The 20,058-nt window shown below is 65.7% G+C and carries 25 protein-coding genes; 17 read left to right on the forward strand and 8 right to left on the reverse strand.

The features are described from left to right. The first annotated feature begins 4 nt into the window (after positions 1–4). Complete coding sequence (locus tag CSW63_RS09655; protein ID WP_062095213.1) at positions 5–1,453, forward strand: GH1 family beta-glucosidase; 1,449 nt, start codon at positions 5–7, stop codon at positions 1,451–1,453. A gap of 11 nt (positions 1,454–1,464) precedes the next feature. Here CSW63_RS09655 and CSW63_RS09660 read toward each other — a convergent pair whose 3' ends face one another. Then, positions 1,465–2,256, reverse strand: a complete 792-nt coding sequence (locus CSW63_RS09660; protein ID WP_062095216.1) for a hypothetical protein — start codon at positions 2,254–2,256, stop codon at positions 1,465–1,467. A gap of 274 nt (positions 2,257–2,530) precedes the next feature. On the opposite strand from CSW63_RS09660, the gene CSW63_RS09665 reads away from it, so the two are divergent. From CSW63_RS09665 to CSW63_RS09680, 4 genes are all read left to right on the forward strand, one after another. After that, positions 2,531–3,226 carry a DnaJ family molecular chaperone gene (locus CSW63_RS09665; RefSeq protein ID WP_062095218.1) on the forward strand — a complete coding sequence of 232 codons (696 nt, stop codon included), beginning with the start codon at positions 2,531–2,533 and terminating at the stop codon, positions 3,224–3,226. A gap of 96 nt (positions 3,227–3,322) precedes the next feature. Continuing rightward, positions 3,323–3,625: a hypothetical protein gene (locus CSW63_RS09670; RefSeq protein WP_099503758.1), complete on the forward strand. Its 303-nt coding sequence runs from the start codon at positions 3,323–3,325 to the stop codon at positions 3,623–3,625. A 121-nt stretch (positions 3,626–3,746) separates the two neighbouring features. Next, the gene (locus CSW63_RS09675) at positions 3,747–4,037 is read left to right on the forward strand and encodes a putative quinol monooxygenase (RefSeq protein WP_062095221.1); all 291 of its coding nucleotides are present in this window, start codon (positions 3,747–3,749) and stop codon (positions 4,035–4,037) included. A gap of 6 nt (positions 4,038–4,043) precedes the next feature. Then, positions 4,044–5,255 (forward strand): acyl-CoA dehydrogenase family protein, encoded by a 1,212-nt coding sequence (locus CSW63_RS09680; protein ID WP_062095223.1) that lies wholly within the window; start codon positions 4,044–4,046, stop codon positions 5,253–5,255. Between the two features lie 18 nt (positions 5,256–5,273). On the opposite strand, the gene CSW63_RS09685 is transcribed toward CSW63_RS09680, so the two are convergent. Beyond that, a complete protein-coding gene (locus tag CSW63_RS09685; protein ID WP_062095225.1) occupies positions 5,274–5,714 on the reverse strand; it encodes a hypothetical protein in 441 nt (146 codons plus the stop codon). A gap of 145 nt (positions 5,715–5,859) precedes the next feature. Between CSW63_RS09685 and CSW63_RS09690 the strand changes: the two genes are divergently transcribed. Continuing rightward, positions 5,860–6,951 (forward strand): NADH:flavin oxidoreductase, encoded by a 1,092-nt coding sequence (locus CSW63_RS09690; RefSeq protein WP_062095227.1) that lies wholly within the window; start codon positions 5,860–5,862, stop codon positions 6,949–6,951. Between the two features lie 164 nt (positions 6,952–7,115). Here the strand turns inward: CSW63_RS09690 and CSW63_RS09695 are convergent, their stop codons facing one another. Continuing rightward, complete coding sequence (locus CSW63_RS09695; protein ID WP_062095229.1) at positions 7,116–8,027, reverse strand: SMP-30/gluconolactonase/LRE family protein; 912 nt, start codon at positions 8,025–8,027, stop codon at positions 7,116–7,118. 134 nt (positions 8,028–8,161) lie between these two features. On the opposite strand from CSW63_RS09695, the gene CSW63_RS09700 reads away from it, so the two are divergent. Continuing rightward, a complete protein-coding gene (locus CSW63_RS09700) occupies positions 8,162–8,620 on the forward strand; it encodes a hypothetical protein (protein WP_062095231.1) in 459 nt (152 codons plus the stop codon). Here the strand turns inward: CSW63_RS09700 and CSW63_RS09705 are convergent. Further along, on the reverse strand, positions 8,592–9,107 hold the full coding sequence (locus tag CSW63_RS09705) for a dihydrofolate reductase (RefSeq protein ID WP_062095233.1): 516 nt from the start codon (positions 9,105–9,107) through the stop codon (positions 8,592–8,594). The two genes, CSW63_RS09700 and CSW63_RS09705, sit on opposite strands and share 29 nt — an antisense overlap. 102 nt (positions 9,108–9,209) lie before the next feature. Here CSW63_RS09705 and CSW63_RS09710 point away from each other — a divergent pair, with 102 nt between their 5' ends. Continuing rightward, on the forward strand, positions 9,210–10,232 hold the full coding sequence (locus CSW63_RS09710; RefSeq protein ID WP_062095235.1) for a medium chain dehydrogenase/reductase family protein: 1,023 nt from the start codon (positions 9,210–9,212) through the stop codon (positions 10,230–10,232). On the opposite strand, the gene CSW63_RS09715 is transcribed toward CSW63_RS09710, so the two are convergent. Together CSW63_RS09715 and CSW63_RS09720 are read right to left on the reverse strand one after the other, a co-directional pair. Beyond that, positions 10,229–11,068: a thymidylate synthase gene (locus tag CSW63_RS09715; protein ID WP_062095237.1), complete on the reverse strand. Its 840-nt coding sequence runs from the start codon at positions 11,066–11,068 to the stop codon at positions 10,229–10,231. The genes CSW63_RS09710 and CSW63_RS09715 overlap by 4 nt on opposite strands. Before the next feature lie 87 nt (positions 11,069–11,155). Continuing rightward, a complete protein-coding gene (locus CSW63_RS09720; RefSeq protein WP_062095239.1) occupies positions 11,156–11,716 on the reverse strand; it encodes a DUF924 family protein in 561 nt (186 codons plus the stop codon). Positions 11,717–11,810: 94 nt separating this feature from the next. On the opposite strand from CSW63_RS09720, the gene CSW63_RS09725 reads away from it, so the two are divergent. The 5 genes from CSW63_RS09725 to CSW63_RS09745 all read left to right on the forward strand — a co-directional run bounded on the left by CSW63_RS09725 (position 11,811) and on the right by CSW63_RS09745 (position 15,639). Further along, a complete protein-coding gene (locus CSW63_RS09725; RefSeq protein ID WP_062095279.1) occupies positions 11,811–12,743 on the forward strand; it encodes an RcnB family protein in 933 nt (310 codons plus the stop codon). Between the two features lie 277 nt (positions 12,744–13,020). Beyond that, a complete protein-coding gene (ilvC, locus tag CSW63_RS09730) occupies positions 13,021–14,040 on the forward strand; it encodes a ketol-acid reductoisomerase (RefSeq protein ID WP_062095240.1) in 1,020 nt (339 codons plus the stop codon). A 100-nt stretch (positions 14,041–14,140) separates the two neighbouring features. Next, the gene (locus CSW63_RS09735) at positions 14,141–14,500 is read left to right on the forward strand and encodes a helix-turn-helix transcriptional regulator (RefSeq protein ID WP_062095241.1); all 360 of its coding nucleotides are present in this window, start codon (positions 14,141–14,143) and stop codon (positions 14,498–14,500) included. Positions 14,501–14,534: 34 nt separating this feature from the next. Next, positions 14,535–14,960, forward strand: a complete 426-nt coding sequence (locus CSW63_RS09740) for an SRPBCC domain-containing protein (protein ID WP_371415244.1) — start codon at positions 14,535–14,537, stop codon at positions 14,958–14,960. 100 nt (positions 14,961–15,060) lie between these two features. Beyond that, positions 15,061–15,639, forward strand: a complete 579-nt coding sequence (locus CSW63_RS09745) for a YceI family protein (RefSeq protein ID WP_062095243.1) — start codon at positions 15,061–15,063, stop codon at positions 15,637–15,639. Positions 15,640–15,641: 2 nt separating this feature from the next. Here the strand turns inward: CSW63_RS09745 and CSW63_RS09750 are convergent, their stop codons facing one another. After that, on the reverse strand, positions 15,642–16,439 hold the full coding sequence (locus CSW63_RS09750; RefSeq protein ID WP_062095245.1) for a CAP domain-containing protein: 798 nt from the start codon (positions 16,437–16,439) through the stop codon (positions 15,642–15,644). Positions 16,440–16,507: 68 nt separating this feature from the next. On the opposite strand from CSW63_RS09750, the gene CSW63_RS09755 reads away from it, so the two are divergent. Together CSW63_RS09755 and CSW63_RS09760 are read left to right on the forward strand one after the other, a co-directional pair. Beyond that, positions 16,508–17,068 carry a nucleoside 2-deoxyribosyltransferase gene (locus tag CSW63_RS09755; RefSeq protein WP_062095247.1) on the forward strand — a complete coding sequence of 187 codons (561 nt, stop codon included), beginning with the start codon at positions 16,508–16,510 and terminating at the stop codon, positions 17,066–17,068. A 71-nt stretch (positions 17,069–17,139) separates the two neighbouring features. Further along, positions 17,140–17,517, forward strand: coding sequence for a cytochrome c (locus CSW63_RS09760; RefSeq protein ID WP_062095249.1), 378 nt, complete (start codon positions 17,140–17,142; stop codon positions 17,515–17,517). Positions 17,518–17,528: 11 nt separating this feature from the next. On the opposite strand, the gene CSW63_RS09765 is transcribed toward CSW63_RS09760, so the two are convergent. Next, on the reverse strand, positions 17,529–18,272 hold the full coding sequence (locus CSW63_RS09765; protein WP_062095251.1) for a tRNA1(Val) (adenine(37)-N6)-methyltransferase: 744 nt from the start codon (positions 18,270–18,272) through the stop codon (positions 17,529–17,531). Between the two features lie 98 nt (positions 18,273–18,370). On the opposite strand from CSW63_RS09765, the gene CSW63_RS09770 reads away from it, so the two are divergent. Together CSW63_RS09770 and CSW63_RS09775 are read left to right on the forward strand one after the other, a co-directional pair. After that, a complete protein-coding gene (locus CSW63_RS09770; protein WP_168193737.1) occupies positions 18,371–19,381 on the forward strand; it encodes a polyprenyl synthetase family protein in 1,011 nt (336 codons plus the stop codon). Beyond that, positions 19,382–19,972, forward strand: a complete 591-nt coding sequence (locus tag CSW63_RS09775) for a hypothetical protein (RefSeq protein ID WP_062095253.1) — start codon at positions 19,382–19,384, stop codon at positions 19,970–19,972. Positions 19,973–20,058: the final 86 nt, after the last annotated feature.

Here is a 20,058-nt window from a genome sequence, read left to right on the forward strand (position 1 = left end):
CTGCATGCAACGCTCAGGCGTGAGCCGGCGAGCGCTAGGGGCTTTGGCCCTAGGCGGCGCGGCGGCGGGGCTTTCGGGCTGCGAGGGGACTGGGGACGCCGACCTGACGCCCAAGAGCCGGCAATTTCCTAAGGACTTCGTCTGGGGGGTGGCGACAGCGGCCTTTCAGACGGAGGGCGCTCAGACCGCCGACGGGCGCGGACCCAGCGTCTGGGACGTCTTCGAAAAGGTCCCCGGCCACGTCAAAGACGGTTCCGACGCCACGTTCGCCACCGACAGCTACCGCCGCTACCAGGACGATGTCGACCTGATCGCGGGCGCCAGTCTCAACGCCTACCGCTTCTCGATCAGTTGGTCGCGCATCCTGCCGACCGGGGCAGGGGCGGTCAACGCCGCTGGCCTGGACCATTATTCCCGGCTGGTCGATGCGTTGCTGGCCAAGGGCGTCACGCCCTACGCGACCCTCTTTCATTGGGACCTGCCGCAAGGCCTGCAGGATAGGGGCGGGTGGGCGAACCGCGACACAGCCCAGCGATTGGCCGACTATGCGGGCGCGGTGGTCGAGAGGCTCGGCGACCGTCTGAAGAACTACATCATCTTGAACGAAGCGGCTGTCCACACGGTGTTCGGTCACGTATTGGGCGAGCACGCGCCGGGGCTCAAGGACGCGGCGCTGCTGGGGCCGGTCACCCACCATATGAATCTGGGTCAGGGACTGGCGATCCAGGCGCTTCGTGCGGCGCGGAGCGATCTGGCGGTGGGCACCACCATGGCTCTGCAACCCTGCCGCCCTGCCGGTGGGCCGCTGGCCTTCTGGAACCGCCTGGCCTCGGATGGGCTCGATCAGATCTGGAACCTGTCCTGGCTGGATCCTCTGTTCAAAGGAACCTATCCGAAGGCGATGGAGGAGCCGCTGAAGGGCGTCCTGCGCGATGGCGATCTGAAGATCACGCGGCAGGCCGTGGACTTCCTGGGCGTGAACTATTACGCGCCCGCCTATGTGCGGCTGGATCTTTCTGCCCCGAGCCGGATCGCCGCCGCGCCCGCCCCCGAAGGCGCCGAGCAGGATGCGTTTGGGCGCCATGTCGATCCCTCAGGCCTGTTCGAGGTTCTGGATCGCGTTCGGCGGGATTACGGCGCGCCCAAGATGCTCGTAACCGAAAACGGCTGCTCAGACCCCTTCGGCAGCGGTCCCGCTATTCTGGATGACAAGTTCCGCATCAAGTACCTGCGCCGTCATCTTCAAGCGGTGCTGGCGGCCCGCGAGGCGGGGTGCGACGTGCGGGGCTACTTCGAGTGGACCCTGATCGACAACTTCGAATGGGACCTTGGCTACACCTCGAAATTCGGCCTGAGCGCCATGGAGGCCGCGAGCGGCCGACGCATTCCGAAGGCGTCCTACGCCTGGTTCAAGGCCTTGGCCGAGAGCGGCGTATTGCCCTCGGCCCCCTGATCGGTGGCGGCTCAGTCCGCCTTGCAGATCAGGACGTCCTTGCCGCCGCGCTTGGCCGGAACCAGGCTACCCGCGCAAGGGACCGGATTGGCGGGGTCAACGATGACTTCAGTCGAGGCCGTCGGTTTTGCCGCCGGCGCTTTAACCGTCGGCTTCGCCGGGGCGGGGACCGACTTAACCGCAGGCTTGACCGGCGAGGCGGGAGGCGGTTCAGGCGCGGTCTCCGCCGGAGGCGCAGCCTCAGCCGCTGACGGAGCGTTCGCAGGCGCCTGAGCCTCCGTGGCCGGGGCTTGCGTCGTGGCCGAGACGGCGTTGTAGTTCAGAGCCTTGCCGAGGATGGAGGACTTGATTTCAAGCGCCTTGGCGCGCTTTTCGCAGTCGCCGGGCGGGCTCCAGCTCATCCACATCTGGGCCAGGCGCGCCTTGTCGATCGAGCCTGCGCCTTGCCAGATGGCCGCGCCGCGTTTGACCTGTGAGCCGCCATATTCTGAGATGGGGCGCGGGCTGGCCTTCTCGGCCGCCGTGATCGCCGAGGCGAAGGTCTTCAGGTCCTTCCGGGCCTGAGCGCGAAGCTCGGGATAGGTCTTCAGTGAGGCTTCCACGCCATCCGGACCGGGAAACGCCTTCTCGATCCGAGTCACCTCCGGCATCACCTGATCGTACAGCGAGGCGTAGCCGCCCAGAGCGCCGTAGCACCAGGCAACATAACCATACTCGTCCGACGGCGGCGCGTTGGGGCTTTGGGGACTCGCTTGGCCGTCTTGGGCCAGCAAGGCCAGGGCGAGGAAGAGGGCGTTCGCCATGCGGGCGTAGGTCCTTTCTGATTACCGGGTGTCTTCACTAGAGTATTTCGATCCGGATTGGGACCGTTGCGTGGCGGTGGCGCTTCACCGACAAGCGGAGCCATAACGATCAATCCCGCGTTCGGCTCCCGTGCGATATCGGCGCGGGCATTCGCCGCATTGCACTAAAGTCATGTGAACGATCATTCTCATTGTGCTAGAAGCGCGGAATGAGGTGATCCGGTCGCTCTGTCGTGCGTATCTCTCTTGTCCGTTGCTGGTTTCGAGGCGACCCATGTCCTTCTGGCGCAACATCGCGAGCATCGCCGCCCGGCGTCTGGACCTGGCCGACTGCACCGAGTGTCCCGGCGGTCTGCCCGGCGAGGATCCGGCGTTCTCTACGGCGGTGACGGCGCTCGGCGCTAAGCTGGCGAAAGTCGATGGTCGCGCCGATGGCGGGGAGTTCGCCGCTTTTACCGAGGTGTTCCAGCCTGACCCGGCCTCGGAGCCCAACATCCACCGCCTTTACGACTTGGCGCGCCAGACCACACACGGCTTCGAGAGCTACGCCAAGCGTCTGGCCAAGCGCTACTCGAGCTGCCCGCAACTGCTGGAAGACGTGGTCGATGGTCTCTTCCACATCGCCAAGTCCGACGGCTTTGTCTCCCAGGATGAGCTCGACTATTTGGAGCGGGTCTCGAATCTGTTCGGCATGTCGCCGCTGGCGTTTCGTCGCCTGCGCGCCACCCATCTGGGCGTGGGGCCCGACGATCCCTACGCGATCCTGGAAGTGCCGCCGGACGCCGACGACGCCACGGTGCGTTCGGCCTGGAAGTCGGCGCTGTCGAGCGCCCACCCTGATCGCGCCCGCGCCCGCGGCTTGCCGTCCGAATTCATCGAAGTCGCCGAGGCCAAGGCCGCTGCGATCAACGCCGCGTTCTCGACCGTGATGAGGGAGCGGCGGGAACTGGGCTTGGCCGCCGTAGGCTGACCGAGACAATCCGTCCCGCACCGACCTCGTAAAAAGGCTTTCCATCCTTTGCGAGGGAGTGTTCAGTTGACGTTCAGCGCTTGTGAACCAACTTGTTTGACCATGAGCGCCGACGAAAGGACCCCGATGAGCACCGTCGCTTCGCCCTTGCGAAACTTGGCCTGGCTGGCCGGCGCCCTGGCGACCTCGGTCGCGGTGGTCGTGGGCGCGGTGCTGGCGGTGATTTTCGCGGCGACCGTGGTCGTAGTCGGCTTTATCGGAAGCGCGCTGTTCGGCTTGGCCGCTTTCGCGTTCCGCGGGCGAAAGGTCGCCAAGTCCTCGGCGGATGACGGCTTGATCGAAGCGCGCAATGTCGGCGGCCACTCCTGGGTCGCCTATGGCTGGAACGAGCGTTCCTAACGAATTTCGATCTGATTGCCCGCCGAGGCGATAATCGCAGGCGCACTTCCGCTACGTCTGGCCTTGCCGCGCGCCGCGCACTCCCGCATCCTGCAATTCAAACAATTGTTGGGAGGAAGACATGATCGGCGTTGTCGCGACCTTGAAGGTCCAGCCGGCCAAGGCTGCGGAATTCGAAAAAGTGTTCCTGGATCTCGCCGCCAAGGTGAAGGCCAACGAGCCGGGCTGCCTTATGTACCAGCTGACGCGCTCCAAGAGCGAAGAGGGCGTCTACAAGGTGCTGGAGCTCTACGCCTCGACGGATGCGCTGAAGCACCACGGCGGCACCGACTATTTCAAGGCCGCCGGCGCGGCCATGGGTCCGACCATGGCGGGCGCGCCGGTCATCGAATATCTCGACGCGGTGGAGTAGGGCGCGATGGATCTGGCGTTCTCGGCCGAGGACCTGGCCTTCCAGCAAGAGGTGCGCGACTGGATCGTCACCGCCTATGACGACGATCTGCGCCGCCAGATGAGCCAGTCCAAGAACGGCTATCTGGACAAGGCCGGTCAGGTGAAGTGGCAGAAGAAGCTGGCCGAGCGTGGCTGGGCGGCGCCGGACTGGCCCGTCGAGCTGGGGGGGGCTGGTTTCACGCCCTCGCAGCGCTACATCTTCAACATGGAGATGAGTCTGGCGGGTGTCCCGACCTCGTCCCCGATGGGCCTGAAGATGGTCGCTCCGGTGATCATGGCGTTCGGATCGGACGCGCAGAAGGCTCAACATCTGCCACCGATCCTCAACTCCGACATCTGGTGGTGCCAGGGCTATTCAGAGCCCGGTTCGGGCTCGGATCTGGCCAGCCTGCAGATGCGGGCCGTGCGCGACGGCGATGACTACGTGCTCAACGGGTCGAAGATCTGGACCACCCACGCCCAGTGGGCCGACTGGATGTTCTGTCTGGTGCGCACCTCGACCGAGGGCAAGCCGCAGGAAGGCATCTCATTCCTGCTGCTGCGGATGGATACGCCCGGCATTCAGATCAAGCCGCTGCCGACCCTAGACGGCCCGCCGGACAACGAGCAGGAGATCAATCAGGTCTTCTTCGACAATGTCCGGGTGCCGGTGGCCAATCGTATCGGCGAGGAGAACAAGGGCTGGACCTACGCCAAGTATCTGCTCGAGTTCGAGCGCGGCAACGCCTATGCGCCCGGCCTGATGAACATGCTCAAGAAGGTCAAGCGCATCGCGGCCTTGGAGCGGGCCGACGACGGCGGTCGCCTGATCGACGATCCGGACTTCCGCAGCAAGATCGCTAACCTTGAGATCCAGGTGGAGGCGCTAAACGCCTCTGAACTGCGCATCTTCTCCGGACGTGGCGCGGGCAAGAACATTGGCCCCGCCTCGTCGATGTTGAAATGCGTCGGCTCCGAGCATCAGCAAGCGATCACTGAGCTGACGCTAGAGGCGGTTGGCAATTATTCCGCGCCGTTCGTGCGTGACACCTGGTCGCCCGCCAACGATGGCCGGGCGGGGCCCGACTACGCCGGCCCCGCTGCGCCAGCCTATTTCAACTACCGAAAAGCCTCGATCTACGCCGGCTCCAACGAGATCCAGCGCAACATCATGGCCAAGATGGTGCTGGGACTCTGAGGATCGACAAAAGGGGGCTCAGGCCTGTGTCTGGGCCCCTTTGGATTTGCCGAGCCAGCGGATCAGCAGCGGCGGTGCGGCTACGCCCACCACCACAAGCAGCGCGAACCAGATCTTGTTGAAATCCGTCGCAGGCAGTCCGCTGCCGAACCAAGCCAGAGCGTTCAGGGCCGCACCGACCAGCATCAAGGGGTAGGAAGCCTTAAGGTTGGCGATCAGACGTTCGGCAGGCCAAATCGACCGCATCAGGGCGGTCATGAACAGGATCACACCGATCAGCGCCTCGCCCACCTTGTGGTGAATGGTCGGGGAGGTGAGCAGGCCCTTGTAACCCGCGTGCGCCAGGATCGCGTGGCCGTGGTCCATGAAGTCCTTCAACAGGAACACCGCAGCGAAAATCCCCGCCGCCAGCATGATCCACCAGTTCGCCGGCTTGCCGCCCATAATCCGCCCTCCCATCTGAGCCGCGCGTTTGTCGCGTTCCCGTCGCGCCGACGCAAGCCTTCGCGCGCGGAACCGCCGCCGTTGCAGTTTTTCTGCCTTGGCTTAGGTCTCGAACGCGTGTTTGAATTTTTAAGACGATTTTCTCTCCCCTGGAGCCTTCATGTCGCTCGACGCCCTCTTCAAGCCCTTCGAGTTCAAGTCGCTGAAACTGCCTAATCGGGTGGTGATGGCGCCGATGACGCGGTCGTTCTCGCCGGGCGGCGTGCCGACCGATGAAGTCGCAGCCTACTACCGTCGCCGCGCCGAGAATCAGGTCGGCCTCATCGTGACCGAGGGCACCGGCGTCGCGCGCGCCGCCTCGCTGAACGACGCCAACGTGCCGCGTTTCCACGGCGAGAAAGAGCTCGCGGCGTGGAAGAAGGTGGTCGACGAGGTCCACGCCGCCGGCGGCAAGATCGCGCCTCAGCTTTGGCACGTCGGCGCTGCGAAGGGTAAGGACGTGCTGGGCAAGGTCGATAGTCCCTCGGGTCTGTCCAAGGCCGGCGGCAATCCCTTCACGGAGCCGATGACCGATGCCGAGGTGGCCGACACCATCCAGGCCTTCGCGACGGCGGCTGCGGACGCCAAGCGCCTGGGCTTCGACGCCATCGAACTGCACGGCGCCCACGGCTACCTGATTGACCAGTTCTTCTGGTCGGGCACCAATGTCCGTAGCGACGCCTGGGGCGGTCCGACGATCGGCGAGCGGGGCCGCTTCGCCGCCGAAATCCTCAAGGCTGTGCGCGCGGCGGTCGGGCCGGACTATCCGGTGATCATCCGCCTGTCGCAGTGGAAGCAGCAGGAATACACCGCCCGTCTGGCCCAGACGCCGCAGGAGATGGAGGCCTGGCTGCAGCCGCTGGCCGACGCCGGCGCTGACATCTTCCACTGCAGCCAGCGTCGCTTCTGGGAGCCCGAGTTCGAGGGCAGCGATCTGAACTTCGCCGGTTGGGCCAAGAAGCTGACCGGCGCGCCGACCATCACCGTCGGCTCGGTGGGCCTCTCGGGTGAGTTCATCGCCGCGTTTGGCGGGGAGGGCAGCCAGCCGACCTCGATCGACAACGTGATCGGCGGTCTGGAACGCGGCGAGTACGACATGGTCGGCGTCGGCCGCGCCCTGCTGCAGGATCCGGAGTGGGTCACCAAAATCCGCGAGGGCCGCTCGAACGAACTTAAGGCGTTCGAGCGCGCCGCACTCGGGACGCTGTACTAACCCCCTTGTTCCGGGGCTGTCCGGCTGGACGGCCCCGGCGCATCGTCACCTCCGATCTTGGGAGGTGAACGATGTCCTGGTTGCCTTATATGTCGGGTCTTCTGGCCGTGCTGGCCGTAGCCCTGCTGATCGCCGGCTCGTTCCTGCGCGAAGAGTAGTCCGGTCTAGGCGTTGAAGTTCAGCTTCAACCCCGGGCGAGGCCAGCGCGCCTTGTAGAGCTTGCCCGTCCCAGAGGCGGTGATCCATGCATCGCGCATGTCCGCGCCGCCAAAGCAGATGTTGGTCACGATCACGTCCGGGAAGGCGTAGTGCTCGGTGGAGCCGTCCGGCGCGAAGGCGGTGATCCCGCCGTTGATGATCGTCGCTACGCACACCTTGCCGTCCGCCTCCACCGCCAGACTGTCCAGCAATTGATAGCCCGGCAGGTTGCAGACCACATTGCCCGGCAGCAGCGGGACGGCCTCGGCGAGGACGCCCGGCGAGGCGATATCGAACGACCACAGCCGCCCCAGCATGGTGTCGGCCATGTAGACGGTTTTCTCGTCGGGCGAGAGTCCCACGCCGTTGGGGGAGACGAAGTGGTCGCGCCAGCGGGTGATCTTCGAGCCGTCGGGCAGGGCGTAGTACAGCGCACCGTACTTGCGGCCATCGGGCGTCGAACAGCCATGGTCGGTGAACCAGAAGCCGCCCTGTTTATCGAAGACCAGGTCGTTGGGGCCGACCAGCGGCTTGCCGTCGCATTTGGTGTAGAGCGTCGTGACCGCGCCCGTCTGCAGGTCCACCCGCTGAATGGCGCCGCCCGTGTGGGTGGGCGGCGTGGGACCGGGAATGTTCAGGCCGTTGGCCTCGAAGAACTGGAAGCTGCCGCCATTGTTGGTGACGTAGATTGCGCCGTCCGGACCGATTGCCGCGCCGTTCGGGCCGCCGCCGGTTTCGGCCACGGTTTCCTTGCGACCGTCCGGCCAGACGCGGGTCAGGCGCTGCCCCTGGATCTCGGTCAGGATCACCGAGCCGTCGGCCATGGCGATCGGGCCTTCCGGGAATTGCAGGCCCTCGGCCACCAGGTGGATATCCATGTCGCGTCTCCCTGAGCGCCTCTGACGGGCGGTCAGGAGACTATAAACGCACGTTTGAATCTGGCCAGGGTGACTTGCGCGCGACGCGCTTTCGCGGTGAGTCGGGGGCCCACTTGCGGACAAGGGATTCTGCGATGCGTTTATCTGTACTGGCGGCGGCGACCATGGGTTTGGTCGTGACGGGCTGCGGCGCCAAGGTTCCCTTCCTGCCCCGTCTGTCCGCTCCGCTGTCGACTCCCCAGCCTGCGGCCAAGCCAGCCGCGATGCCGACGCGCCCTAGCTGCCCGGCCTTGAAGGACGCCGATTGGAAGCCGGTGTTGGACAGCGCGGTCCACAAGGCCTTCGATCGGGATCTCAGCAAACGCTACGGCGATACTGCGGTGCAGTTCCGCACCGGCTGGGATCGTGACAACCAGAGCAACATCGTCATCACCGCGCACCGGATCGGCCCGGCCGGCTACGCCTTGCCCGCGCCCGGGCGAGGCGGGAAGGTCGCGGTCGTCTTTCGTGCCTGCACAGGCGAGGTTCTCAAGACCCGCAAGCTCGCCAATCTGGAGCGCAGACCTAGCGCCGCTCCAGCACCCGGAAAGTAAAGGCGTGATCATCACCGACGCCGGCGGGATGCTCTTCCCGCCGGACCTCGGTCCATAGCGCTTGATCGAAGTCCGGAAAGCGCACGTCACCCTCAACCTCGGCGGCGACCTCTGTCAGGTACAGGCGCCGGGCCTTTGGCAGGGCCAGTTCGAAGAGCGCCCGACCACCGATCACGCAGACCTCCTCCGCCCCGTCGTCGGCGGCCTGCTCGCGCGCGATCTCCACCGCTTCCATCCAGGTTTCGCAGGCGACCGCGCCCTCGGGTTCAAAGCTCTGATCGCGGGACAAGACGATATTCGTCCGCCCGGGCAGCGGCTTACGCGGCAGGCTATCCCAGGTTTTGCGGCCCATGATGATAGGCTTGAACAGGGTGTTGGCCTTGAACAGGGCCAGATCCGACTTCAGGCGCCAGGGCAGGTCGCCATCGCGACCGATCACCCCATTGGCGGCGCGGGCGACGACAATGGCGAGGGTGGGCATGCTCATGCTCCCTGATTAGCGAGCGTCGGCTCTGTGCGCCATGCCTTGATCCAAACCTGAACGTCGATAACTCTGCTGTCCGAAGAACAAGTATCGGGGAGGCGCGCGATGTCTGGTACGGCGTTCGAGATGCACATGGCCCGGACGGGCGGCGTCGAGGTGCTGCAGGGGCGCGAGGTCGCCCTGCCGCCACCCGGTTCCGGCGAGGCGCGCGTGACGATCGAAGCCGCCGGCGTCGCCTTCGCCGATATCGTGATGCGCACTGGTCTTTATCCCGGCGTGAAAGCGCCGGTGACGCCTGGCTATGACTTCGTGGGCCGGATCGAGGCGCTCGGTCCTGATGTTCAAGGCTTCTCGGTTGGCCAGCGCGTCGCCGCGCTGACGGTGACGGGCTCCTACGCGTCTCGGCGCAATATCGAAGCGCGCTACCTGGTGGCCGCCCCGGAGGATCCGCCGGCCGAGGCGCTTGTCGCTGGCGTGTTGAACGGCCTGACCGCTTGGCAGATGTTCCATCGTGTCGCGGGCTCGGCGGCCGATGAGTGGGTCTTGGTTCACGGCGCGGCCGGCGGCGTGGGCGGTCTGCTTCTGGAGTTGGCCCGCCTGTCGGGTGTGCGGGCCATCGGAACGGCCTCGGCGGGCAAGAAGGCGGAGGTCGAGGCCAAGGGGGGGATTCATATCGACTATCGCGCCGAAGCCGTCGCTGAGCGGGCGCTGGCCATCTCGGGCGGTGGCGTGGTCGCGGCTTTCGACCATGTGGGTGGCCCGCACCTGAAGGCCGCCTCCATGGCCGCCCTGCGCGATGGCGGGACGGCGGTTCTGTACGGCGGCTATGACGCGACGAAGGGCGGCAAGGCCCAGCCTGCCGCCATGCTCAAGATGCTGCTGGCTGATCGGCTCTCGGCGCTGAAGCTGTTCAGTAGTAGCCGAGGTGTGGTCGGTTACAACGTCACGTCGTGGCGCAATGCGCGGCCAGGGCCCTACCGCGAGGATCTGGCCCGGGTGTTGTCGCTGATCGCGGAGGGCGCGATCCAGCCGAAGATCGCCAAGGTCCTGCCGCTCAGCGAGGCGGGTGAGGCTCAGGCCCTGCTGCAGTCAGCCAAGCTGGCGGGCAAGATCGTTCTCAAGCCTTAGACCGAAACCTCGGCCTTGATGTGCGGGTGGGCCTGATAGCCCTCCAAAGTGAAGTCCTCGTACTCGAAGCCAAAGAGGTCGCGCTTGTCGGCGATCTTCATGGTCGGGAAGTCGAAGGGCTCGCGGGTCAGTTGCTCGCGGGCCTGGTCGAGGTGGTTCAGGTAGAGGTGGGCGTCGCCGAACGTGTGGACGAACTCGCCCGGCTCCAGGCCGACGACCTTGGCGACCATCAGGGTTAGCAGGGCGTACGACGCGATATTGAATGGCACGCCCAGGAATACATCGGCGCTACGCTGGTAGAGCTGGCAACTCAGCTTTCCGTCGGCGACGAAGAACTGGAACAGGCAGTGGCAGGGCGGCAGGGCCATGTCGTCGACGTCGGCCGGGTTCCAGGCCGTGACGATGTGGCGGCGGCTGTTGGGGTTCGTCCTCAGGTTCTCGACCAGGGTCGAAATCTGGTCGATCACCCGGCCGTCGGGCGTGGCCCACGAGCGCCATTGCTTGCCGTAGACCGGGCCAAGGTCGCCGTTCTCGTCTGCCCACTCGTCCCAGATGCGCACGCCGTTGTCCTTGAGGTAGGCGATGTTGGTATCGCCCTTCAGGAACCACAGCAGCTCGATGATGATCGAGCGCAGGTGCAGCTTCTTGGTGGTCAGGACCGGAAAGCCCTTGGCCAGATCAAAGCGGATCTGGCGGCCGAACACGCCCAGGGTGCCGGTGCCGGTGCGGTCGCCACGCTGCACGCCGTTTTCCAGGATGTCGGCCAGCAGGTTCAGATACTGCCGCTCGGGATGGTCGGCGGCGGCTTTCGGAAGGTCGAGGACGGCGGTGCTCATGGTCGCCACTGTGGCCGCGAATCGCCGGGTTGAACACTGCGGCGCCTTGGCTCCTCCACAGTCCTATCAGGCTCGTACCGTGGCGGCTTACCCCGCGAAGCCGCCTTCATCCAAGAACTCCTGCTCGGCCTCGGTGGTCTCGCGGCCCAGGCCCGGGTTGCGGTGGGGGAAGCGACCGAACCGGGCGATAATATCGCGGTGGATAATCGCGTACTTCATCGACTCCTCGTCGCCGGTGTCGGCCTGCAGCGCCGCGAACAATTGAACGCTGAATTCCTGGTCGACCAGAGACTCCGAGTGCTCGAACGGCAGGTAGAAGAATCGCCGAAGCTCCAGGGGAATCGAGGGATCCTGGTCGTGACCGGCGGCGATGGCCTCGCGGGCGAACATCCGCGCCAGCGGATCGGTGGCGAAGGCGTGCGGGGTGCCCCGATACATGTTGCGCGGGAACTGATCGAGCAGGATCAGTAGCGCCAGGGCGCCGTGAGGCGTCTGGTTCCAGGCGTCGTACTTACGCATTGAGGCGCGGTAGTGGGTCTGTTCGAACTTCAAGGCGATTGCAGCGTCGAAGGCCTGATCCTTGGCGAACCACTTGCTGGGGCCCGCATGGCGCCAGAAGCCTACGATATCGTTGGGGTGCGCGGTCATCCTGGCTCCGTTCAAGCGCGGTTCATCCGGCGAGTCCGATGTTGCTATCAAGGGACAAGCCCGGGCCATGCTTCAAGGCCCTTCGGAGCAGGAAATGAAACGTCTGATCACGACCGCAATGCTGCTTTCGCTGATTGGGGGCGCGGCTGCGGAGGCCGGCGCCGCCGGGGCGGTGGTCGCCCAACAGCAGCAGGCTCAGCGCGAGCAGCGCGACGGCGGCCCGCGCGGCGATCGAGGCGATCGTGGCGGCTGGCAGGGCGGTGATCGTGGCGATCGCGGCGGTCAGGGCGGTTGGAACCGGGGCGGTGACCGCCCGCAACCTCAACCGCAGGCGCAACCTCAACCGCAACAGCAGCAAGGCGAGAGCGGCTGGAATCGCGGCGATCGGGGAGAGCGTGGTGATCGGGGTAACCGTCCTGACGGGAACGGTGGCGGGTGGAGCCGTGGCGGAGACCGACCCCAACCCCAACCCCAACCTCAACCGCCTCAGAGCAACGTCGGCGGAAGCGGCTGGAACCGCGGGGACGATAACCGCGATCGGAGCGGCTGGAATCGCGACAACAACAATCGTGGCGGCTGGAACCGGGATGACAACCGAGGGCAGGACCGGGACCGCGGCAGGGACGATCGTCGCGGTCGCGACAACGATCGTTGGGACAATCGCGGCGGTTGGGACCGCGGCGGCTGGGATCGGGACGACCGTCGCCCAGGCTATGGTCAGTACCGGGACCGTGACCGCGGGCGTCAGCACTATGATCGCGGCTACTATCGCCCGAGCTTCCGGTCGATCCAGCGCTATCGCGCGCCGGCGTATCGTTATCCCAGCGGCTGGTACGCAAGAGCGTGGTCGTTTGGTGATTACCTTCCGCACGGCTGGTACTCGCCGTCCTACTATCTGGACGCCTGGCGCTATGGCTTGCCGCAGCCGCCGATCGGCTGCGAGTGGGTGCGGGTCGGTGACAACGCCCTGCTGGTCGACGTCTGGAGCGGCCAGGTGCTGAGCGTCTATTACGATCTGTTTTGGTAGTAAGACACGTCGATAGACCGAGGGGCGGAGGCATGAGCTTCCGCCCTTTTGTCCTTACGGCCGTTGTCCGCGAATTCGCGCTTGCGAAGGGGCTCGCGTGCAGCGCCACATGGCGCAGCTCCGCCAGAGCGCGTAAAAGCAAACGCAAAGGCTTTGGTATTTCGGTGTTCTGTCGGCTTCGCCTTGACGAAACGGCAAAAAAACGCTCAAACGCCCGGCCTTTGTCGCTCTGCCGTTGCGCTGTGCGGCCATGATTGACCAGTCTTGGAGAAAAAATATGCGCGTGTACTACGACCGCGATGCTGATCTGGCCCGTATCCTGGACCGGAAGATCGCCATCGTAGGCTATGGCAGCCAGGGCCATGCCCACGCGCTCAACCTTCGGGACTCGGGCATCAAGAATGTGGCCGTCGCTCTGCGCGCCGGCTCGCCGACCGCCAAGAAGGCCGAAGGCGAAGGCCTGAAGGTCATGACGGTGGCTGAAGCTGCCGCCTGGGCCGACCTGATCATGATCCTGGCGCCCGACGAGCATCAGGCCGCGATCTACAAGAACGAAATCGCCCCCAACATCCGTGACGGCGCGGCCCTGCTGTTCGCCCACGGCCTGAACGTCCACTTCGGCCTGATCGAGCCGAAGAACACCATCGACGTGCTGATGGTCGCGCCGAAGGGCCCGGGCCACACCGTTCGCGGCGAGTACCAGAAGGGTGGCGGCGTGCCGTGCCTGATCGCGGTGCACCACAACGCCACGGGCAACGCTCTCGACCTCGGCCTGGCCTATGCCAGCGCTATCGGCGGCGGCCGCTCGGGCATCATCGAGACCAACTTCCGCGAAGAGTGCGAGACCGACCTCTTCGGCGAACAGGCCGTGCTGTGCGGCGGCACGGTCGAGCTGGTCCGCGCCGGCTTCGAAACCCTGGTGGAAGCCGGCTACGCGCCGGAAATGGCCTATTTCGAGTGCCTGCACGAACTGAAGCTGATCGTCGACCTCATGTACGAAGGCGGCATCGCCAACATGAACTACTCGATCTCGAACACGGCCGAGTACGGCGAGTACGTGACGGGTCCGCGCATCATCACGCCGGAGACCAAGGCCGAGATGAAGCGCGTGCTGGAAGACATCCAGTCGGGCAAGTTCGTGCGTGACTTCATGCTGGAGAACGCCGTTGGCCAGCCCAGCTTCAAGGCCACGCGTCGTCGTTCGGCCGAGCATCAGATCGAAGAGGTCGGCGCTCGCCTGCGCGGCATGATGCCTTGGATCGCTAAGAACAAACTGGTCGATCAAGCCAAGAACTAAGTTTCAGTCCCCAAACTGATCCCACGAAGCCCTCGGCCCCAGGCCGAGGGCTTTTCGTTTGCCACTTGCACGGGGCGGGCTTGCGTGCATACTGAACCAGATGGTTCAGCAAAGCGCCGCCCGCCTTGATGTGTCTTTCGCCGCCCTGTCGGATCCGACGCGCCGGGGCGTGCTGGAGCACCTGGGGCGAGGGGAGGCCTCGATCACGGATCTGGCGGAGCGGTTCGGCATGACCCTGACGGGCATGAAGAAGCACGTCAGTCTGCTTGAGGAGGCGGGGCTGGTGATTACCCAGAAGGTCGGACGCGTCAGGCTCTGTCGCCTACAGGACGGCGGCCTCGAGGCTGAAGCCGCTTGGATCGAGCGGTATCGCCAGCGCTGGGCGCTACGGTTCGATGCGCTCGACGAGATCGTCGAGAACTTGAAGCAGAGGGACATCGCGAATGGCCGGAAAGAATGAAACTGTGGTGGAGCGAAGGTCGGATTGCGAATTGGTGGTGACCCGCCTTTTCGACGCCCCGGTCGAGATCGTCTTCGAGGCCTGGTCTAAGGCCGAGCTCTTTCAGCGTTGGTGGGTTCCCAAGGCGTTGGGCGTGCCTCTGCGAGCCTGCGAGATGGATGTCCGCACGGGCGGCGGCTATCGCTTGGAGTTCGGGCTCGACGCGGCCAACGCCATGGCGTTCTACGGCAAGTACACGGACGTGACGCCGCCCTCGCGGATCGTCTGGACCAATGAAGAGAGCGGCGAGATCACCGTGACGACGGTGACGTTCGAGGATCGGGCCGGCAAGACGTTGCTGACGCTCAGCGAGCTCTATCCCAGCAAGGAGGCCTGCGATGAGGCGCTCCAAGGTTCCGCCGCAGGTCTGCCGGTCCAGTTCGAGCAACTGGAGGAGCTTCTGCCGGAACTGGTGGCCTGAGATCGACAGGAAAGGGGCTGGCGTTTGTGGGTTGCGCGGTTCATCGCCGCACGGGAAGCTCGCCGCCGCTCCCGCCTGGGAATGACGAAGGAGACGCTCCATGAAACGCCTGCTCGCCGCCATGATCGCCGGCGCCGCTCTGTCGGTCGCCGCCGCCCCGGCCTTTGCCGAAGAAGTCGCTTACAAGCTGGATTCTTCACACACCGAGACCTTCTTCTCGATCGACCGGATGGGCTTCACGTCGATCCTGGGCCTGTTCGCCCAGTCGGAAGGCACAATCTGGCTGGATGAAGCCGCGCCCGAGAAGTCGCGCGTCGAGGCCACCGTCGCCGTCGGCAGCATTCTCACCGCCAACACCGCGCGTGATGAACATCTGAAGGCCGAGCGCTGGCTGAACGCCGCTAAGAACCCGACCATGACCTTCAAGTCGACCAAGGTGGAGAAGACGGGCGACACCACCGCCAAGGTCACCGGCGACATGACCGTTATGGGCGTGACCCAACCGGTCACCCTGGACGTCAAGCTCAACAAGATCGGCGTCGGCAACAATCAAAAGAAGCAGGCTGGGTTCACCATCACCGGCCAGATCAGCCGCAAGGCGTTCGGCCACACGATCGGGGCGGGCGCGATCGGTGATGCGGTCAACATCCGGATCGAAGCTCTGGCGGTTGCCCAATAGGGCTAGCCGAGGACAAACACGGGGCCCCAGGCCACCTGGTAGCGGCGTTCACCGGTCGATAGGTGAGGGCGCAGCTGCCAGGCCCCGGGCGTGAGCGCCGTGGCGGCGCGATCCTCCAGATAGGTCGCGGTCAGCACCTCGCCCCCGGGCTCGGACACCGAGAACTGCCGAATAGCTGGCGTCGCATAAGAGAGGGCCCGGGCGATCTCGTCCGTCGTCCGCACGCGTAGCGGCGCGGGACCGGCGAGACGAGCGCTGACCTCGGCGTAGGCGCCGACAGCGATGACGCGCGGCCCCTGACGGAACACCCCGTAGCCGACATGGGTGAAACCCGGCGCCAGCAGATTGGCGCGGTGGCCGGGGCTGGTCTTCCACTGGTTCATGATCTGGTCGTAGGTCACGGCGCTGGAAGCATTGCGTCGCATGGCGATGTTCTCGCCGGGCGCGCCCACCAGATCGCGCGCGAACAGGCCCACCCGTCCGGCGGGAGAGAACCCTTCGCGGGTCATGTGCTCGAAGACGCCAGTGACCGCGACATCGGCGGCGTGCGCGCGGGCGGCGAGCCTGAGGCCCTCGTCCCAGGCCAGCGGCGCGCGGCCCTGGCGCTGGCGGTAGATGTTGTTCAGATCGAGCAGGGTCTCTTCGAAGTCGGGATCGAAGTCACCTCCAGGCGGATCGGACAACAGCCCGCGCAGGCGGCGCTCGTAGGCGATCCAAGGGGCTGCCGGCGCCGCCAGGGCGGAGGAGGCCGCCAGGGCCAAGCCGGTGGTCAGCAAGGTTCTACGCGCGATAGTCCGCATTCGATCTCCGCGGCCCGAAATGAGGCCCAGCATTGACACCCGCCGCTCGGGACCAGACCTAAGGCGGTATGAAACCCGTTCGTTCCTTATGGCTGGCCGGCCCAGAGGCGTGGCTCCCCGATTTCGACATCCAGGCGTCGCGTCAGCGGGCGCTATGCCTTGAAGCCGGGCTCGAGGCCCTGGTCCCCGCCCGCATGCCTGTCGGCGATACGGGCGATGAACTCGAGGCTAGACAATTCTACGCGGCTCGCATGGCGCAATTGCGCCAGGCCGACGCCGGCGTCATCAACCTGACCCCATTTCGGGGCCCCACGGCCGACACCGCGACGGTGTTCGAGGCGGGCGTGCTGGCGGGATTGGGCAAGCCGACGTTCGCCTACATGAACGTGACCCACGAAATCCAGGCGGAGTATGTCGCGCGCGTCGATACCGCGCTCGGCGCGACTCTGGACGAAGACCGTATCTGGCGTGACGGCGACGGCTGCATGATCGAAGACCACGGTCTTCCTGAGACCGTCATGCTTTGGGGCGAGGCGCGTCGCCTTTTCGTGATCGTCACCGAAGATCCGCTGCGCGACCTCACGGGACTGGAATTGTGCCTAGAGGCGCTGGCGCTCTACGCCGAATAGGCGTCTGGCTTGACCTGCATCAAGGTGGGGATGGTGAATGGCTCCACCTTCGCCTTTTCGGAGGGTTGACGATGCATTTGGGGATCGGTCTGAGCCTTGCGCTATCGAGCCTGCTGTTAGGACCGACATCCGTTGGTCAAGCCGCGTCGTCTCCCGATCCCGTCGCCAGGGGCAAGGCGATCGTCTTGCGCGACTGTTCTGGCTGCCACGCCGTGGGGACCGCAGGGGACAGCCCCAATCCCAAGGCGCCTCCGTTTCGGACGCTTCAGGAGCGCTATGATGTCGAGGCGCTCGCGGAGGGTCTGGCCGAAGGCCTGACCGTCGGCCATGGCCCTATGCCCGAGTGGACCTTTCCGCCTGACGACGTTACCGCCATCGTGGCCTATATGAAGTCGATCCAGACCCGTAGCGGCGGGCCGACGACGCCCCCGTCCGACCCGCGCCCCTGACGCAGGGCGGGTTACCAAGACAGGTCGAGCGCACCGCGCAGAATCGCCTCGGCTCGCGCGGCATGTTTGCCGCCCTCGCGATCGTGCATGACCAAAGGCGGCAGAAGGACCAGCGGCGCTTTGCCAGTCTTGATCGCGCGCACGATCACCCGCTTGGCGGGCGCGTCAACGAAAGGGGCCACCGGGCGAATTCGGAATGATCCGGCCTTGGGCGCCAGGAGGTCCAGAATATCGGCCAAGCGATCGGCGCGATGGATCAGGGTGATCGTCCCTCCCTCGCGCACCGCCTTCAGACAGAAGGCTGTCCAGGCGACCAGTCCGCCGTCCGCCATCCATGCGCCGCTCTTGGCGGGGGAGGGCGCGCGCAGGACGCTTGGGTCATCGAAATAGGGCGGGTTGGCCATCACCGCGTCGAAGGCCGGCAGGCCCAGCGCGCGAAATCCCGCTTCGACATCGCCGGTCGAGATGCTGACTCTCGAGGATAGATCATTCAGCGCAATATTCTCGGCGGCGAGCGTGGCGGCCGCCGCGTCGCGCTCGACGCCGTGGAAGATCGCCTCCGGGCGGCGAGTCGCCGCCGCCAGCAACGCTCCGCCGACGCCGCAGCCGGGCTCGAGCACACGCTGACCAGGCCCCGCGTCGCAAGTCGCCGCCAACAGGGCGGCGTCCATGCCGGGCCTGTAACCATCAGGCGCCTGACGGAGCCGTACCCGGCCGTCCAGAACTCGATCCTCGGTCACGCCTGCGTCGTTCAATGCTTTCTAGGCCTTGTGCTCGCCTTGACCCTGACCTATCCCGCCACCATTGTCCCTCGCAATGGTTCGCGGGTGGCCGTCTTAAGGAGAGCATGGTTTTGGACGCAGCCGCAGCGACCCTGCCCCGGAAGTCGGGATCGGTGGATCGTCTCGTGCGCCTCGCCGAGGCCGACATGGCGGGCGTCAACCGCCTGATCACCGATCGCATGCAAAGCGACGTGGCGATCATCCCCGCCCTGGCCGAGCACCTGATCGCCGCCGGCGGCAAGCGGCTGCGGCCGCTGATGACTGTGGCCGCCGCGCGGCTGGCCGGCGCCGATAACGACCATTTCCAGAAGCTCGCCGCCGCCGTCGAGTTCATCCACACCGCCACGCTGCTGCACGATGACGTCGTCGATGGCAGCCAGCTGCGTCGGGGCAAGGTCGCCGCGCACCTGATCTGGGGCGGCGCCCAGAGCGTACTGGTCGGCGACTTCCTGTTCGCGCGCGCCTTTGAGCTGATGGTCGAGACCAACTCGATGAAGGCGCTGGAGATCCTGGCCCGCGCCAGCCGCGTCATCGCTGAGGGCGAGGTTCTGCAGCTGATGCGCAGCCACGACCTCAATCTCTCGCAGGCCGTCTATCTGGAGATCATCCAGGCCAAGACCGCCGAGCTGTTCGCCGCCGCTTCGGAGGCGGGGGCTGTGTCGGCGGGCGTCGACGCCGCTCAGTCCCAGGCGCTGCGCGACTATGGCCTGAACCTGGGTCTGGCGTTCCAGCTGGCCGATGACGCCCTGGACTACGGTGGCGCGACCGAAACGCTGGGCAAGAACGCCGGCGACGACTTCCGAGAGGGCAAGGCCACCCTGCCGCTGCTGTTGGCGATCGCCCGCTCGGGCCCGCGCGAGGCCGAGTTCTGGGAACGGGCCATTGGTCGCCGCGAACAGACCGAGGCGGACTTCCGCCGGGCGCGAGAGCTGATCATTGGTTCCGGCGCGCTTGACGCCACGCTGGATCTGGCCGCCGACTACGCCGACAAGGCCAAGGCCGCGCTGGCGATGTTCCCGGCCAACGATTGGCGCGAGGCGCTCGAGGAGCTGGCCGACTTCGCGGTCAGCCGCCGCGCCTAGATGACGGCCCGGAAGTCCATGATGGGCGGACTTCCGCCGCTGAAACCAGGCGAAAAGCCGCCGCGCTTGCAGACTGTGATCGCGACCTCGCCTGAAAATCCGGCCGGGGACCCCAATATCCGCCCGCACGAGGCTGGAGAAGCGGCCGGAAAGGTGATCGGCGGCGGGCTGGGCGTCCTGCTGGTCACGGTCTGCGTCTTGCTGCTGTTGGGTCCCGTACTGTGGGGGCCGAGCTGGGCGGGCCTGCGGGTCGCGCGGTTTCTGAGCGGACCCTGGCAACCCTGGCTCGCGGGCCTGGGCGCCTTCGTTGCGGTCGCCGTGCTTCAGACCTGGTTGCTGGTCCAGCGCCACCCGGCGCTGCGTTATCCCGTGGTGGCGTTGTTCTCCGTGCTTTGGGTCGGAGGGCTCTGGCTGGAGTTCAACTCCCCCCGACACGACTGGGTGACGACGGCGCCGACCCTCCAGATGCCGGGGCCCTGGTCGTGGGTTCTGATCGTCACGGGATCGATTATTTATGCCGGTATCTACCTGCTGGCCCTGGGGCCGGTGGTGAAAAGCCGGCGGGCGCGCCGATGGCAGTTGATCAAATAGGGCGGTGAATTCGGCGTAATCCACGCCGAAAGCCCTTCACAGCGACGCCTTGCGGAGCCACCTCTAGGCTCTCTTCTTGGGGCAAC

This window comes from Caulobacter sp. FWC26 (genome assembly GCF_002742645.2).
Classification (GTDB): Bacteria; Pseudomonadota; Alphaproteobacteria; order Caulobacterales; family Caulobacteraceae; genus Caulobacter.

Excerpts from the sequence above, each read along its gene's own strand:
- CSW63_RS09655 (WP_062095213.1), top strand. The coding sequence starts at position 5 with ATGCAACGCTCAGGCGTGAGCCGGCGAGCGCTAGGGGCTTTGGCCCTA.
- CSW63_RS09660 (WP_062095216.1), bottom strand. The coding sequence starts at position 2,256 with ATGGCGAACGCCCTCTTCCTCGCCCTGGCCTTGCTGGCCCAAGACGGC.
- CSW63_RS09665 (WP_062095218.1), top strand. The coding sequence starts at position 2,531 with ATGTCCTTCTGGCGCAACATCGCGAGCATCGCCGCCCGGCGTCTGGAC.
- CSW63_RS09675 (WP_062095221.1), top strand. The coding sequence starts at position 3,747 with ATGATCGGCGTTGTCGCGACCTTGAAGGTCCAGCCGGCCAAGGCTGCG.
- CSW63_RS09680 (WP_062095223.1), top strand. The coding sequence starts at position 4,044 with ATGGATCTGGCGTTCTCGGCCGAGGACCTGGCCTTCCAGCAAGAGGTG.
- CSW63_RS09685 (WP_062095225.1), bottom strand. The coding sequence starts at position 5,714 with ATGGGAGGGCGGATTATGGGCGGCAAGCCGGCGAACTGGTGGATCATG.
- CSW63_RS09690 (WP_062095227.1), top strand. The coding sequence starts at position 5,860 with ATGTCGCTCGACGCCCTCTTCAAGCCCTTCGAGTTCAAGTCGCTGAAA.
- CSW63_RS09695 (WP_062095229.1), bottom strand. The coding sequence starts at position 8,027 with ATGGATATCCACCTGGTGGCCGAGGGCCTGCAATTCCCGGAAGGCCCG.
- CSW63_RS09700 (WP_062095231.1), top strand. The coding sequence starts at position 8,162 with ATGCGTTTATCTGTACTGGCGGCGGCGACCATGGGTTTGGTCGTGACG.
- CSW63_RS09705 (WP_062095233.1), bottom strand. The coding sequence starts at position 9,107 with ATGAGCATGCCCACCCTCGCCATTGTCGTCGCCCGCGCCGCCAATGGG.
- CSW63_RS09710 (WP_062095235.1), top strand. The coding sequence starts at position 9,210 with ATGTCTGGTACGGCGTTCGAGATGCACATGGCCCGGACGGGCGGCGTC.
- CSW63_RS09715 (WP_062095237.1), bottom strand. The coding sequence starts at position 11,068 with ATGAGCACCGCCGTCCTCGACCTTCCGAAAGCCGCCGCCGACCATCCC.
- CSW63_RS09720 (WP_062095239.1), bottom strand. The coding sequence starts at position 11,716 with ATGACCGCGCACCCCAACGATATCGTAGGCTTCTGGCGCCATGCGGGC.
- CSW63_RS09725 (WP_062095279.1), top strand. The coding sequence starts at position 11,811 with ATGAAACGTCTGATCACGACCGCAATGCTGCTTTCGCTGATTGGGGGC.
- ilvC (WP_062095240.1), top strand. The coding sequence starts at position 13,021 with ATGCGCGTGTACTACGACCGCGATGCTGATCTGGCCCGTATCCTGGAC.
- CSW63_RS09735 (WP_062095241.1), top strand. The coding sequence starts at position 14,141 with ATGGTTCAGCAAAGCGCCGCCCGCCTTGATGTGTCTTTCGCCGCCCTG.
- CSW63_RS09745 (WP_062095243.1), top strand. The coding sequence starts at position 15,061 with ATGAAACGCCTGCTCGCCGCCATGATCGCCGGCGCCGCTCTGTCGGTC.
- CSW63_RS09750 (WP_062095245.1), bottom strand. The coding sequence starts at position 16,439 with ATGCGGACTATCGCGCGTAGAACCTTGCTGACCACCGGCTTGGCCCTG.
- CSW63_RS09755 (WP_062095247.1), top strand. The coding sequence starts at position 16,508 with ATGAAACCCGTTCGTTCCTTATGGCTGGCCGGCCCAGAGGCGTGGCTC.
- CSW63_RS09760 (WP_062095249.1), top strand. The coding sequence starts at position 17,140 with ATGCATTTGGGGATCGGTCTGAGCCTTGCGCTATCGAGCCTGCTGTTA.
- CSW63_RS09775 (WP_062095253.1), top strand. The coding sequence starts at position 19,382 with ATGACGGCCCGGAAGTCCATGATGGGCGGACTTCCGCCGCTGAAACCA.